The sequence below is a fragment of the Candidatus Pelagibacter sp. genome (genome assembly GCF_052048095.1).
Taxonomy (GTDB): domain Bacteria; phylum Pseudomonadota; class Alphaproteobacteria; order Pelagibacterales; family Pelagibacteraceae; genus Pelagibacter.
In genome coordinates, this window is sequence record NZ_JBNAKG010000001.1 from 39,113 (window position 1) to 53,735 (window position 14,623).

A 14,623-nucleotide genomic window follows, 5' to 3' on the forward strand; every position below is an offset into this window, starting at 1 on the left:
CTTATTATTTTAAGTTTACTAAACTCTCCTCTTGTGCCTGTAAAATTAAAGACTCAATCATTTCTTCAAAGGCTTCTCCTGCTAAAAATTCTTCAAGTTTATGCAATGTTAAATTAATTCTGTGATCAGTAACTCTGCCTTGTGGAAAGTTATAGGTTCTAATTCTTTCTGACCTATCGCCTGTTCCAATTTTAGTTTTTCTATCTTTAGATCGTTCTTGATCAATTCTATTTCTTTCTAATTCATAAAGTCTTGATCTTAAAATTTTCATTCCTTTTGCTTTATTCTTATGCTGAGATTTTTCATCTTGCTGAGAAACTGATAATCCAGTTGGTATATGTGTTATTCTAACTGCACTATCAGTAGTGTTAACTGATTGTCCACCAGGACCACCTGCTCTAAAAACATCTATTCTTAGATCTGAGTCATTTATTTTAAGATCTACTTCTTCAGCTTCTGGTAATACTGCAACTGTAGCGGCAGATGTATGTACTCTTCCTTGTGTCTCAGTATCTGGAACTCTTTGAACTCTGTGAACACCACTTTCATATTTTAATGTAGAATAAATATTAGTACCTTTTATAGAGGCAATGACTTCTTTTAAACCTCCTGCTTCACTTTTGGATATAGAAATTAATTCTAAAATCCATTTTTTTTTATGACAAATTTTTTCATACATTTTAAACAAATCAGAAGCAAATAAACTTGCCTCTAATCCACCGGTCCCAGCTCTTATCTCTATTATTGCGTTTTTTTTATCTGCTTCGTCTTTAGGTAGTAAAAATAATTTTAATTTTTTTTCTATGTTTTCGTAATTAAAGTTTAATTCATTTAATTCTTGTTCTGCCATTATTTTAATTTCATTATCACTTTCTTTATCGTTCAAAATTTTCACTAATTCTTCTTTTTCACTTTCAAATGAAATATATTTTTTAGCCTCATCAATTATTTCATTTAAGTCTGAATATTCTTTAGATTTTTCTGCAAATAATTTTGTATCTAAACTGCTAGATGATAGTTCTTTTTCTAATTTAGAATGTTTATTAATTAAGTCTTCAATATTTTTTTTTGGAATCATTAGTTATTTTCTATCTTTGATCTCTAAAGCTTTTTTTTCAACTTCTTGAACTACTTTAGAAATAATATCATCTGTAAGAATTTTTTCTGATTGTACCCCTGATAGGTACAACATATTATTACCTTTTCCTCCACCAGTAATCCCAACATCAGTCATTGACGCTTCTCCGGGTCCATTCACAACACATCCAATTACAGACAGTGTTACTGGCTCTTTAATATGGGACAATTTTTGTTCTAAAATCTTAACTGTATCAATAACTTTAAAAGCTTGTCTGGCACAAGAAGGGCAAGATATAATCTTAACACCTCTATTTCTTAAATTAAGAGACTTTAAGATTTCATTGCCAACTTTTACTTCTTCAACTGGATCATCAGAAAGTGATACTCTTATAGTATCTCCGATACCATTTAATAATAATTTTCCAATTCCAATTGACGATTTTATACTGCCTGGAACAAAGCCGCCTGCTTCTGTGATACCTAAATGCAAAGGATAATTGGTCTTTTCTGACAATAGCTCATAAGCTGCTATAGATAAAAATACATCAGAGGATTTAACACTTATTTTCATATTTTCAAAATTTTGATCCTCAAGAATTTGAATATTTCTTAATGCACTTTCTACAAGAGCTTCAGGACATGGTTCTTTAAATTTTTCGAGTATATCTTTTTCTAATGAACCAGCATTCACACCAACTCTAATGGAACAGTTATTATTTTCTGCGGCGCTGATTACTTCTTTAATTTTATTTTCATCACCAATATTTCCTGGATTAATTCTTAAACAGTTTGCACCGTTTTCCGCAGCTTCTATTGCCCTTTTATAATGAAAATGAATATCTGCAACCAATGGTATTTGTGTTTCTTTCTTAATCTCTTTTAATGCTTTAGTCGATTCTTCATCGGGGCAAGAAACTCTAACTAGGTCTGCTCCGGCCTCCTGGATTTCTAATATCTGTTTAATTGTAGAATAAGAATCAGAAGTTAATGTATTTGTCATTGATTGGACTGAAATAGGATTATAACCACCCACTTTCACTTCACCTACATTGATAACTTTAGTATTTTTACGCTTAATTTCTCTAAATGGTCTGATGCTCATTAATGATTAGTCTAATTTAAATTCTTTATGTAAACAAGCCACTGCTTTTTTGATATCTTTATTTGAAATAAGAACAGAAATTTTAATTTCTGAGGTTGTTATAACATTAATATTAATTTTCTTTTTTGCTAAAGCATTAAACATTCTATAAGTAATTCCTGGAGTTGTAATCATTCCAACTCCTATGATAGAAATTTTTGATAAATTTTTATCAAATGAAATTTTCTTGTATTGTATCTTTTTATTATTTCTAATTAATTTTTCAGTTTTTTTTAGATCATCAGATTTAATTGTGAAGGTAATATCTGTTTCTTTTTTATTTAAAGAAATATTTTGTACAACCATATCAACATTGACAGAGTTATCAGATAAAGGCTTAAAAATAGCCGCTGCAACACCTGGTTTGTCTTTAACACCAATAATAGTTATTTTTGCATCATCTTTTGTTGATGATATCCCCGTTATAATTTGATTGCTAAATATTTTTTTACTTCCATTAATCAATGTACCTTCTTTTTTAACGAAAGATGATTTTACAGTTATATCTATTTTGTTTAATTTTGCATCTTGAACTGACGTAGGTTGCATAACTTTTGATCCTAAGGAAGACATCTCAAGCATCTCATCATAAAAAATTTTTTTTATTTTTTTGGCTTTTTTATTAATTCTAGGATCTGTAGTATAAACTCCATCAACATCGGTATAGATAATACATTCATCAGCTTTTAAAAATTTAGCCAACATTATTGCCGATGCATCTGATCCACTTCTGCCTATAGTGGTTAATCTTAACTGAGAATTTATTCCCTGAAATCCAGTTATTATTGGGATGCCTCCATTATTCATAAAGTTTTTTAATTCTTTAGTCTTGATATTTGAAATTCTAGAATTTGAATAATTTCCCTCTGTTAAGATTGGTAACTGCCATGATAACCAAGATCTTGAATTTTGACCTAATGCTTTTAATTTACCAGCAATTAATGCGCATGCCATTTGTTCGCCTGTAGACACCAAAGTATCATACTCTGCTGAGTCAAAATTATTACTTATTAATTTTGTTTTTTTTATCAAATCATTTGTTACCCCGCTCATTGCTGAGGAGATTGCGGCAACTCTTGTATTTTTCTTTTTATAAGAGAGAATTATTTTACTTACAGCTTTTATTCTTTCTATTGACCCAACAGAAGTTCCACCAAATTTAAGCACTATTGTTTTAGTTTTCATTGAAAATAGTAATTATTAAAATTTTATTAATTGATAAAATACATCTAAAGTATTATGTCAACAATTTATAATATATGAATACTATAAATCAAAAAGAGATTGAAAAATTTTCTAAAATGGCTGATGAATGGTGGGATACCAATGGAAAATTTAAACCTCTACATAAATTTAACCCTATTAGAATTAAGTACATAAAAGAGAGTATAATTGAGGAATTTAATCTTAAAGATACTGACAGCGTTCCATTAAAAGGTATAAAAATTCTTGATATTGGCTGTGGAGGAGGACTTCTATCTGAACCAATGTGTAGACTTGGTGCCGATGTTACGGGAATTGATGCATCAAGTAAAAATATTGAAATAGCAAAAATTCATGCTGAAAAAAATAATTTGAAAATAAAATATATTTGTACCTCACCAGAAAAAATTAAAGACACTCAATATGACGTAATTTTAAATATGGAAATCATTGAACATGTAGAAAATGTTGATTTATTCTTAAAATCCTCTGTAAATCTTCTAAACAAAAAAAGTTTAATGTTCGTTGCAACTTTAAATAAAACTCTCAAATCTTATCTATTTGCAATAATTGGAGCTGAATATGTATTGAGATGGTTGCCTATCGGAACACATGAGTGGGAAAAGTTTGTGAAACCAAAGGATCTTGAAGATATGTTGACAAGTCACGGCATGAAGTTAATTAAAACAGATGGTGTTAAATTTAATCCTATTTTAGATAAATGGAGTTTAAGTAAAGATACTTCAATTAATTATATATCAAAATATTCAAGAAATTAATTATCTTTATTCTCAACCCAAGGGATCATTTGAGTCTCTATGCCTTCTTCTGCAAGTTCTTCAATATCGTTTTTAGTTGCTTTGCCAAAAATGCCTTTTTTTCTTTTTTTGTTTCCATAATGAATCGATCTTGCTTCATATGCAAAATTATCACCAACGTAATCTAGATTTTTTTCAACGAAATTTTTATATTCTTTAAGCTTCTTCTTAATTTCAATAGACTTATTCAAATCATCACCAGCAGTTTTATTTCCTTTTGTAGAAATGTAAGGAGACATTAATGACTTTTTAACTGTATTAGATCCACAATTGATGCACGTAAGTAATTTTTTTTTTAATAAATTTTCATATTTATCAGATGACGCAAACCAACTTTCAAATTCTGAATTACATTTAAAGCAGTGTAATTGATACTTAATCATGTTATTTAGATAAAAATTTTTTACAATTTTTCAACACCCTTTAACTTCTATAGTCAGCGTTAATTTCAATATATTTTTTAGTAAAATCCATCGTATATGTCGTAAAACTTTTTTTTCCTATTCCTAACTCAACCTCAATTTCAATTGCGTAATTTTTCATATAATCACCTACTATACTCTCATCATATTTTTCAATTAATTTACCATTAGCAACTATCTTGTGTTCTCCAAACTTTATAGACAATTTAGTTAAATCTATTTCAATGCCAGATTTTCCTATTGCCATTACTATCCTTCCCCAATTAGGGTCTTCTCCAGCTATAGCTGTTTTTACTAGTGGAGAATTTGCAATTGAAAATCCTATCGTACGTGCATCTTTTTCTGAATGACAATTTTTAACATTTATTGTTATAAATTTTGATGCACCTTCTCCATCAGCAACAACTCTTTTAGCTAAATTTAATAAAACTTGATTTAGACTTTTATCAAAATCAAAGATTTTTTTATCACTTATACTATTTATTTTTTGATTATTTGCTTTGTTAGTTGCAAAAATTGAAACCATATCATTTGTACTTGTATCACTATCACAAGTTATGGCATTAAATGTGTTAGAAATATTTTTTAATAATAATTTTTTTAAAATATCGTTAGGGATTTTGGCGTCAGTAAAAATATAGCATAATGTTGTTGCCATATTAGGTTGAATCATACCAGAACCTTTTGCAATTCCATAAATTTTAACCTTGGAGCTTCCTATAAAACATTCTTCCATAGCCAATTTTGGCTTTGTGTCGGTAGTCATCATGCCTAAAGCAGCTTTTGTCCAGATAAATTTATTTTGTGTGTATTTTATTTGATCTAATAATTTTGGTATATTTTTTTTTATCTTTTCATAGGGAAATGTTTCACCTATCGTTCCTGTGCAACCAAATAAAATTTGTTCAGATAAGATGGTTATTGGATTATTATCGTCTTCTTTTTGTTTTTCAGTTAATTTAAGTGAAATCAATTCCGCAAGTTTTTGCATACTTTGATATCCTTTGACTCCAGTAAATGCATTAGCATTTCTTGTGTTAACTACTAACGAATAAACTTTTTCGTTTCTTTGATTTTTGTTCCATTTTATATTTTCAGATACAATCGTTGATTGGGTATAAGCTGATGCATGATTTGCACCATCTCTAAAATAGAATATCACTAGATCATCTCTAGAATTACTATATAAATTTGCTGATACTGTAGAAATCGCTACGCCATCAATGTGGTCTAAATTTTGGTAATCACCCATCGTAGACTTATTTTTTTGAGATGAAAAAAGATTTTTAAAATTAATTCCCATTGTATTTAAATTATAAATTTAATAATTATATTAGTGCTAAATATTAAATATTAAATCAAAAACTCATGCTAAATCCTCTGAAATTCGTAACAAAACTCTTTAAATCAACAAATGAAAAAGAGTTAGAAAGGATTTCATTAATTGTAAAAAAAATTAATGAGCTTGAAAATGAGATATCCAATTTAAAAGATGAAGAATTTCCAAAAAAAACAAAAGAATTAAAACAGAAATTAAATGATGGCATTGAGCTAAACAAAATATTACCTGAAGCTTTTGCTTTGGTTAGAGAGGCCTCAAAGAGAACGAGAGGTGAAAGACATTATGACGTCCAAATAATTGGCGGTGTAGTTCTTCATGAAGGAAAAATATCTGAAATGAGAACTGGTGAAGGTAAAACTTTAACGATTACACTTGCGGCATATTTAAATGCTTTAAGTGGTAAGGGTGTTCACATAGTTACAGTTAATGATTATTTGGCAAAGAGAGATTCAATTGAAATGGGTCTTGTTTATAATTTTTTAGGAATTAGTTCTGGTTATTTAAATAATGATCAAGATGATTTTGAAAGAAAAAAAAATTATGCATGTGACATTACTTATGCAACCAATAGTGAACTTGGTTTCGATTACTTAAGAGACAACATGAAATTCTCTACTGAGGAGATGGTTCAGAGAGAGCATCATTTTGCAATAGTCGATGAAATAGATTCTTGTTTAATTGATGAGGCCCGAACACCTTTAATAATATCTGGAGCTGCAGAGGATAGAACAAACCAATATCTTGCAATAGATCGGTTAGTTAGGCAATTAAATAAAGATGATTATGAAATTGATGAGAAGGATAAAAATATTCTTCTTACAAACAAAGGAATATCTAATGTAGAAAATTTATTTTCTAATGCAGGAATATTAAAGAATAATAATTTTTATGATCCTGAGAATTTAACTTTAGTACATCACGTTAATCAAGCTCTTAGAGCAAATCATTTATTTGAAAAAGGCAAAGATTACATTGTGAAAGATGGCGTTTTAAAAATAATCGATGAACTAACAGGAAGAATATTAGAAGGAAGAAGATACGGAGACGGATTACATCAAGCGCTAGAGGCTAAAGAAAAAATTGAAATACAAGCTGAAAATCAAACTTTAGCATCAATTACTTACCAAAATTATTTTAAATTATATTCAAAAATTTCAGGATGCACTGGAACTGCAGCAACTGAATCACAAGAGTTTTTTGAAATATACGATTTAAATGTGATTGTAATCCCAACAAATAAACCAATGATAAGAAATGATTTTAATGATCAAATTTTTAGAACTGAAAAAGAAAAAAATGTTGCCATTATTAATCAAATCAAAGAATGCTATGAAAAAGGTCAACCTCAATTAGTCTTCACATCAAGTATTAATAAATCAGAAATTTATTCTGAATTATTAAATAGAGAGAAAATCAAACATGTAGTTTTAAATGCTAAAAATCACGCAAATGAAGCTGAAATAATAGCAAATGCTGGTAAAGAAAAATCTGTAATCATCACAACAAGTATTTCCGGAAGAGGAGTTGATATTCAGCTTGGTGGAAAAAAAGACTCTGACACTAGTGAAAATTTAAAAGTTGAAAAAGAAAAAATTAAAAATTTAGGTGGTCTATTTGTTATTGGTACTGAGAGAATGGAGTCTAGAAGAGTTGATAATCAAGCAAGAGGTAGAGCCGGTCGTCAAGGAGATGAAGGTTGCTCAGTATTTTTTGTAAGTTTGGAAGATGACCTAATGCGAATTTTCGGCTCAGAGTCTATGAATAATATTCTTGAAAAACTTGGACTTAAAGATGGAGAAAGCATAGACCATCCCTGGATAAATAAAGCGCTTGAAAGAGCTCAACAAAAAGTAGAGGCAAGAAACTTTGATATCAGAAAAACATTAATTAAATTTGATAATGTACTAAATGACCAAAGATATGTCATCTTTTCACAAAGAAAAGATGTAATGAATTCTGAAAATATATTTAAGTATTCTGATGAATTTTTGAATGAAAGTATTGATGATTTAATTAGGCTCAAATTTAAAAAGAAAACTGATGTTAAAAATATAGATTTTGAAAATAGATTAAAGAGTTTACTTGGAAAAAATATAAATGAAGAAAAAATAAATCAATTTATTAATTTTTCTGACAAACAGTTAAGAGACGAAGTTATTAAACAATTTAATTTATCAAGGGATGAGAGGATCAATGAGATCGGAGAAGATCAGGCTAAAGAAATTGAAAAAAGAATTTTTTTACAATCTGTAGATATAAATTGGAAATCTCATATTCAATATTTAGAACAACTAAGACAAGTTATAGGTCTAAGATCTTACGGTCAAAGAGACCCTTTAATTGAATATAAGAAAGAAGCTTTTGGATTATTTGAAAATTTACTTGAAAAATTAAAAACTGATTTTTTAATACTATTATTTAATTTAAAAATTGTGAGACAAACAAATGAAAGCTCACAAACACCAAAAAATACCAGTGATGACCCTAAATGTTTATTGCTTGTTAAAAAAGGTGAAAAGATATCGAGAAATGATAGATGTGAAGCTACAGGTAAAAAATACAAAAATTGTTGTGGCGCTCTATAGAATAAAAGCAAGTGCAATAATCACAGAAATCACTAAAACACCTAAACCAATTTGAATTTTTTTAGAATTCTTTAAATTAGATAATAAATTATTCACATTATTATCCTTGTTTTCATTCAAACTGCTTAATTCTGTTGAATTATCCATGAAACCCTTGTCTCTTCCTATCTTTAAAAACTTTGATTTTCTTTGCTCAAATATTTCTTCTCGTGTCATTTGATTAAATATATTCAAATTTTTTTGAATACTATCTTTTACATTTTCTAAAATTGTATCTTTATCACGATGCGCTCCTCCAACTGGCTCAGGAATAATTTCATCTATAACTTTAAGTTCAAGTAAGTCTTTAGCGGATAACTTCATAGCTTTTGCAGCATCTAACATTTTTTTTGGATCTCTCCATAAAATAGTTGCACATCCCTCTGGAGAAATAACTGAATATATAGCATTTTCTAACATTATAACTTTACTAGATGATGCAAGTGCAATCGCACCACCTGATCCACCTTCACCAATAACAATTGCAATTGTTGGAACAGTTAACTGCATACAATTTTCAATTGACTTAGCAATTGCCTCAGCTTGACCTCTTTCCTCTGCACCAACACCTGGATATGCACCTGGTGTGTCTATAAAAGATATGATGGGAATATTAAATTTATTTGCTAATTGCATAAGTCTAATTGTTTTTCTGTAACCTTCTGGACGCATCATTCCAAAATTTCTTTCTATTCTACTTTCAAGATTGTCACCTTTTTCTTGGCCAATTACTAATACTGAATTCCCATTAAATTTTGCAAATCCTGCTAAAACAGATTTATCTTCCCCATAATATCTATCACCAGATAACGAAATAAAATCTTCAAATAGATTATCGATAAAATATTTTGATTTTGGTCTATCTTCATGTCTTGCAACAAGTGTTATTTGCCAAGGGTCCAAATTAGAATAAATTTCTTTTAATTTAGAATTTAATTCATTTTGTGTTTTTGATATTTTTGACGTATCGACCTCAGAAATTCCCTCTTCTTTATTGTAAGGATCTTTTAGTTTATCGAGCTCAGTTTCCAGATTTTTAATATCAGATTCAAAACTTAAGTAATTTTTCATATCTATTAAGTATTATAGTCACATAATAGTGAAAAAAGGCAACAAAATGATTGAAAACAATATTAATATTCTTATATGAACCGTTCGTTAATATTATGTCAATAAAGTACAAAAACGTTGAAAATTTAAAAGTTTCTGAAGAACTGCTTAATTTTGTAGATAAAGAACTTTTAAAAGATACCGCAGTTTCCCCTGAAAAGTTTTGGAGTGGATTTAGTAAAGTTGTACACGACTTAGCACCTAAAAATAAAGATCTGATTAAAATTAGAGAAAAGATACAGCAAAAAATTAATGAGTGGCATAAGTCACGAAAAGGAAATGAAATTAACTTAGAGGAATATAAAGATTTTTTAAAGAGTATTGGTTATTTAAAAGAAGTAGGACCTGATTTTAAAATTGAAACAAAGAATGTTGACGAGGAGATAACTTCAATAGCTGGTCCACAATTAGTTGTTCCAATTATGAATGCTCGTTATGCGCTTAATGCAGCTAATGCAAGATGGATGAGTTTATACGACAGTTTATATGGAACAGATGCAATTGAAGACTCAGAGGATAGCACATCGCAAAGATATGATCCTGAAAGAGGTGAGCTTGTAATTAAATACGGAAGAGAATTTTTAGATAAATTTTTTACATTAAAAGACTTTAGTTGGAAAAAAATAACTGGAATTGCAGTACAAAAAGGTGAGCTTAAACTTTTAAAGGGTGTTGATGTTACAACTTTAAAAGACAGTGTAAAATTTATTGGACACAGAGGTGAAGCTGATAATCCTTCAGCTATAATTTTGAAGAATAATAATCTTCATATAGAGATTCTTAAAAACCCAAGAGCATTTAGTGCTCAACAAGATCATGCTGGTATTAGTGATATAATTTTAGAATCAGCTGTATCAACAATATGTGATAACGAAGATAGTGTTGCAGCTGTTGATGCTGAGGATAAAGTTTTGTGTTACCGAAATTGGCTGGGTTTAATGAAAGGTGATTTAATTAGCCAATTTGAAAAAGATGGTAAAACCTTTGAAAGAAAATTAAATCCAAATAGAAGCTATATTTCAAAAGACGGCAAAGGTTTAAAATTACATGGCCGTAGTTTATTGCTTGTAAGAAATGTTGGTCATCTAATGACTAATCCATCTATATTATTAAATGATGATAGTGAAATTCCAGAAGGTTTAATGGATGCTTTCATTACTACAGCTGCAGCACTTCATGATTTTAAAAGAAAAGGAAACTCAAGAACTGGTTCCATTTATATTGTAAAACCAAAAATGCATGGACCAGATGAAACTGCCTTTACTGATAAAATTTTTTCACGAGTTGAAGAGGTTTTAGGCTTAGAGCAATATACTTGTAAGATCGGTATAATGGATGAAGAAAGAAGAACCTCTTCAAACTTAAAAGAATGTATTAGAACTTTAAAAAATAGAGTTTTCTTCATCAATACTGGATTTCTAGATCGAACAGGAGATGAAATGCATACGTCAATGGAAGCTGGTCCAATGATTAAAAAAGGAGATATGAAATCCTCTAAGTGGATACAAGCATACGAGAATAATAACGTAGATATAGGTTTGATGTGTGGCTTTTCTGGAAAAGCTCAAATTGGTAAAGGGATGTGGGCAATGCCTGATAAAATGAAAGATATGTTGGACCAAAAAACAGGTCATTTAATGGCCGGAGCTAATTGTGCTTGGGTTCCATCACCAACAGCAGCAGCTCTGCATGCAATTCACTACCATGAAATAAATATTTTTGATGTACAAAAAGATTTAACAAAGAGACAGCCTGCAAAACTTGATGATCTATTAACAATACCTGTTGCAGATAGACCAAATTGGTCTGTAGATGAAATTAATTCAGAAATTTCAAATTCAGCTCAAACTCTTCTTGGTTATGTTGTAAGATGGGTTGACCAGGGTGTGGGATGTTCAAAAGTTCCTGATATTAACAATGTTGGTCTTATGGAAGATAGAGCGACTTTAAGAATATCTTCTCAGCATATTGCAAACTGGATACATCATGGAATAACAACAAAAATTCAAGTTACAGAAATTATGAAACAAATGGCTAAAGTTGTTGATGATCAAAATAAAAATGATCCAAAATATGTAAAAATGAGTGATAATTTTGATAGTTCAATTGCATTTAAAACAGCTTGCGATTTAGTTTTCAAAGGAACCGATCAACCTTCTGGATATACAGAGCCACTTCTTCACGAAAATAGAATACTAAAAAAAGCTAGTCAGAACTAGAATTTAGATCAGATCTATATTTAAAAGCAGAGTACAAAGTTCCATCATCTAAACTTTCAATTTCACCACCTACTGGTAATCCTTGTGCTAATTTAGTTATTTTAACACCTGTATTTTTTAAGCTGTCTTGAATGTAATATGCAGTAGTTTGACCTTCGACTGTTGCACTTGTTGCCAAAATTACTTCTTCAATTTTCGATTTTTTTACACGCTCAACTAAAGAATTGATCAATAGATCATCCTTTTTTTGTCCAGCAGAAGAAATGGTGCCACCTAATATATGAAAGTAGCCTTTAAATATACTTGAGCTTTCAATGCTCCATTGATCTGAAATATTTTCAACTACACAAACCTTGTCATATTTTTGATCAATTATTTGACAATCGTTAAAATTACATTCAATTGAAGTTGATTTTAGAATGCCACAAATTTTACATCTTGCTATATTTTTATAAACGTCTGCTAGTGCCTTCGCCATTGGTTTTATTAATTCATCTTTGTTATTAATTAATTTTAAAACAATTCGTTTAGCTGATTTTGGACCTAGGCCAGGTAATCTGGATATTACCTTTATTAATTCATCAATTTCATTGTTATTTTGCATTAATTACAATGGCCATTTAAAACCTGGAATATTAAAGCCACCTGCTGCTTTAGATATTTCTTCGTTAGTTTTGGTCTTTAATTCTGATTTTGCATTATTATGTGCTGCTACTATTAAATCTTCAATTATACCTTTATCCTCTTTTAGAATTTCATCAGAAATTTCAATTTTGCTCATTTCTCCTTCACCATCTAAAGTTACTTTTACAGAGTTTGAGCCAGAAACACCTTCAACTTTGATATTTTTAATTTTTTCTTGGCTTTCTTTCATCTTAGCCTCTAGTTCTTTAGCTTTATCAAGAATTTTTGTAAAATCTGTCATCAGTCTTCCTTGCTTATTTTTTTAATATCTATCAATTTAATATCTGGAAATTTTTCTTTGAGATTTGAATATAATTTTGTTTTTTTGAAATTTTCAATTTCATCAATTTTAATTTTTTGTAATTTTTCTTTTAATGATATCTCACCGATAGCTTTACTCAATGTTATGATCCATCTACTACCCGTCCATTCATTAAGTTTAAAAGTTAAATCTTTAATAAAGTTTTTGTCTAATTTTTCATTAAAAGAGATTTCAATTCTTAAATTTTCAAATTTAACTAAATTTACATTATTCTCTAATTCATATTTAAGTTTAATTTCTTTTTTTTCGTTACATACTTCAATTAAATCTTCTAACGAATTTATATTTAATTTATTAATGCCAACTGGTTCAGATTTTTTTTCTTTTTCTGGTACAATCTCGTTTAGTTGAGAAATATTTTTAATTTGATTTATAGTTTTATTGGAACCTATTTCTTCATCTGATAGCTCAGGTTTTTTTATATTATCATCACTTTTTTGAGGTTTAGCTGGTTCATTAATACTTTTTTCTTCTTTTAAATCTTGTAAATAAATTAGTCTTAACAAAAACATCTCTATTGAAACATTTTGATTAGATACAATATCAAGTTCCCCAAGAGTTTTAATTGTAAACTGCCAAAATAATATTAATGATTTTTTGTCTACATTTTCAGATATTTTTTTAATCTCATTGTATTCTTCATCATTAAGCGTGAAGTTAGTACTTTCGACTGTCAAAAACTCAATATTCTTCAAATAATATAGTAATTCTAGAAAATCATTTATAAAAACTTTTGGATCAACACCTTGGTCATAAATGTGTCTATATAGTTCTAATGTTTTGGCTTCACTACCTTCCAATATAAATCTAAATAATTCAATTAATTTTGATTTATCAAAAAAACCAAAAATTTTTTGAGCTTTATTTAAATTTAATTCCTCATTGTCCAAGTTGGATAACAATCCTCTATCTAGCAATGATAAGGCATCTCGTACGGAACCTTCAGAGATTTTAACAATCAATTTCAAGGCATCGTCGGTAATCTTACCATTTTCTTTTGCTGACACATCTTTTAAAAATTCAAAAAGTTCTGTAGATTTAATTCTTGATAGGTCAAATCTTTGACATCTTGAAACTACTGTAATTGGGATTTTTTTTATTTCAGTTGTGGCAAATATAAATTTTAAATACTCTGGTGGTTCTTCTAAAGTTTTTAATAATGCATTAAATGCTTGTTTACTAAGCATATGAACTTCATCGATTATAAAAATTTTATATTTTGAAGAAGTAGGTCCATACCTTGAGAATTCAATAAGGTCACGTACGTCGTCAACTCCTGTTTTACTTGCGGCGTCCATCTCTAAGACATCTATATGATTTGAATTAGATATAGCTTCACAATTTTCACAAAGAGTTTCTTTGCAAATATTTTCAATTCCATTTTTACAGTTCAAAGCTTTTGCAACAATTCTTGCTGTTGTAGTTTTTCCAATTCCTCTGATACCTGTGAATAAATAAGCATTCGGAACTTTATTTGATTTAATTGAATTAGTTATAGTTTGCACAACAACATCCTGACCAATTAGTTGATCAAATGTTGAAGGTCTATATTTTAAAGCTAATACTTTATTGTTTTTATTCATAAAATTTTAGGAGACTAGAACCTGAATAACTGTCTCTACGACTGCTTCCGTTAAGATCTGGTCGGGTTCAAGCAG

At 29.1% G+C, this 14,623-nt stretch carries 12 protein-coding genes; 3 read left to right on the top strand and 9 right to left on the bottom strand.

The window, feature by feature from the left end:
• Positions 1-4: 4 nt before the first annotated feature.
• Genes prfA through ACTT9P_RS00210 form a run of 3 tightly spaced genes read right to left on the bottom strand, consistent with a single transcriptional unit; the run spans position 5 to position 3,406 of the window.
• Positions 5-1,078: a peptide chain release factor 1 gene (prfA, locus tag ACTT9P_RS00200; protein ID WP_440908681.1), complete on the bottom strand. Its 1,074-nt coding sequence runs from the start codon at positions 1,076-1,078 to the stop codon at positions 5-7.
• 3 nt (positions 1,079-1,081) lie between these two features.
• A complete protein-coding gene (gene ispG, locus ACTT9P_RS00205; RefSeq protein WP_440908682.1) occupies positions 1,082-2,182 on the bottom strand; it encodes a flavodoxin-dependent (E)-4-hydroxy-3-methylbut-2-enyl-diphosphate synthase in 1,101 nt (366 codons plus the stop codon).
• A 6-nt stretch (positions 2,183-2,188) separates the two neighbouring features.
• On the bottom strand, positions 2,189-3,406 hold the full coding sequence (locus ACTT9P_RS00210) for an aspartate kinase (RefSeq protein ID WP_440908683.1): 1,218 nt from the start codon (positions 3,404-3,406) through the stop codon (positions 2,189-2,191).
• 74 nt (positions 3,407-3,480) lie between these two features.
• On the opposite strand from ACTT9P_RS00210, the gene ubiG reads away from it, so the two are divergent.
• Positions 3,481-4,203: a bifunctional 2-polyprenyl-6-hydroxyphenol methylase/3-demethylubiquinol 3-O-methyltransferase UbiG gene (gene ubiG, locus ACTT9P_RS00215; protein WP_440908684.1), complete on the top strand. Its 723-nt coding sequence runs from the start codon at positions 3,481-3,483 to the stop codon at positions 4,201-4,203.
• Here ubiG and ACTT9P_RS00220 read toward each other — a convergent pair.
• Both ACTT9P_RS00220 and argJ read right to left on the bottom strand, forming a co-directional pair.
• Positions 4,200-4,625, bottom strand: coding sequence for a DUF1178 family protein (locus ACTT9P_RS00220; RefSeq protein WP_440908685.1), 426 nt, complete (start codon positions 4,623-4,625; stop codon positions 4,200-4,202). The genes ubiG and ACTT9P_RS00220 overlap by 4 nt on opposite strands.
• A 40-nt stretch (positions 4,626-4,665) precedes the next feature.
• Positions 4,666-5,967, bottom strand: coding sequence for a bifunctional glutamate N-acetyltransferase/amino-acid acetyltransferase ArgJ (gene argJ / locus ACTT9P_RS00225; protein ID WP_440908686.1), 1,302 nt, complete (start codon positions 5,965-5,967; stop codon positions 4,666-4,668).
• Between the two features lie 65 nt (positions 5,968-6,032).
• On the opposite strand from argJ, the gene secA reads away from it, so the two are divergent.
• Complete coding sequence (gene secA, locus ACTT9P_RS00230; protein ID WP_440908687.1) at positions 6,033-8,591, top strand: preprotein translocase subunit SecA; 2,559 nt, start codon at positions 6,033-6,035, stop codon at positions 8,589-8,591.
• Here the strand turns inward: secA and ACTT9P_RS00235 are convergent.
• Positions 8,586-9,701: an acetyl-CoA carboxylase carboxyltransferase subunit alpha gene (locus ACTT9P_RS00235; protein ID WP_440908688.1), complete on the bottom strand. Its 1,116-nt coding sequence runs from the start codon at positions 9,699-9,701 to the stop codon at positions 8,586-8,588. The genes secA and ACTT9P_RS00235 overlap by 6 nt on opposite strands.
• Positions 9,702-9,796: 95 nt before the next feature.
• Between ACTT9P_RS00235 and ACTT9P_RS00240 the strand changes: the two genes are divergently transcribed.
• Positions 9,797-11,959 carry a malate synthase G gene (locus ACTT9P_RS00240; protein WP_440908689.1) on the top strand — a complete coding sequence of 721 codons (2,163 nt, stop codon included), beginning with the start codon at positions 9,797-9,799 and terminating at the stop codon, positions 11,957-11,959.
• Here the strand turns inward: ACTT9P_RS00240 and recR are convergent.
• Genes recR through dnaX form a run of 3 tightly spaced genes read right to left on the bottom strand, consistent with a single transcriptional unit; the run spans position 11,946 to position 14,548 of the window.
• Entirely contained in the window at positions 11,946-12,563 is a 618-nt protein-coding gene (gene recR / locus ACTT9P_RS00245) for a recombination mediator RecR (protein ID WP_440908690.1), read from the bottom strand. The two genes, ACTT9P_RS00240 and recR, sit on opposite strands and share 14 nt — an antisense overlap.
• A 3-nt stretch (positions 12,564-12,566) precedes the next feature.
• Complete coding sequence (locus ACTT9P_RS00250; RefSeq protein WP_440908691.1) at positions 12,567-12,884, bottom strand: YbaB/EbfC family nucleoid-associated protein; 318 nt, start codon at positions 12,882-12,884, stop codon at positions 12,567-12,569.
• Positions 12,884-14,548 carry a DNA polymerase III subunit gamma/tau gene (gene dnaX / locus ACTT9P_RS00255; RefSeq protein ID WP_440908692.1) on the bottom strand — a complete coding sequence of 555 codons (1,665 nt, stop codon included), beginning with the start codon at positions 14,546-14,548 and terminating at the stop codon, positions 12,884-12,886. The genes ACTT9P_RS00250 and dnaX overlap by 1 nt, the downstream gene beginning before the upstream one ends.
• Positions 14,549-14,623: the final 75 nt, after the last annotated feature.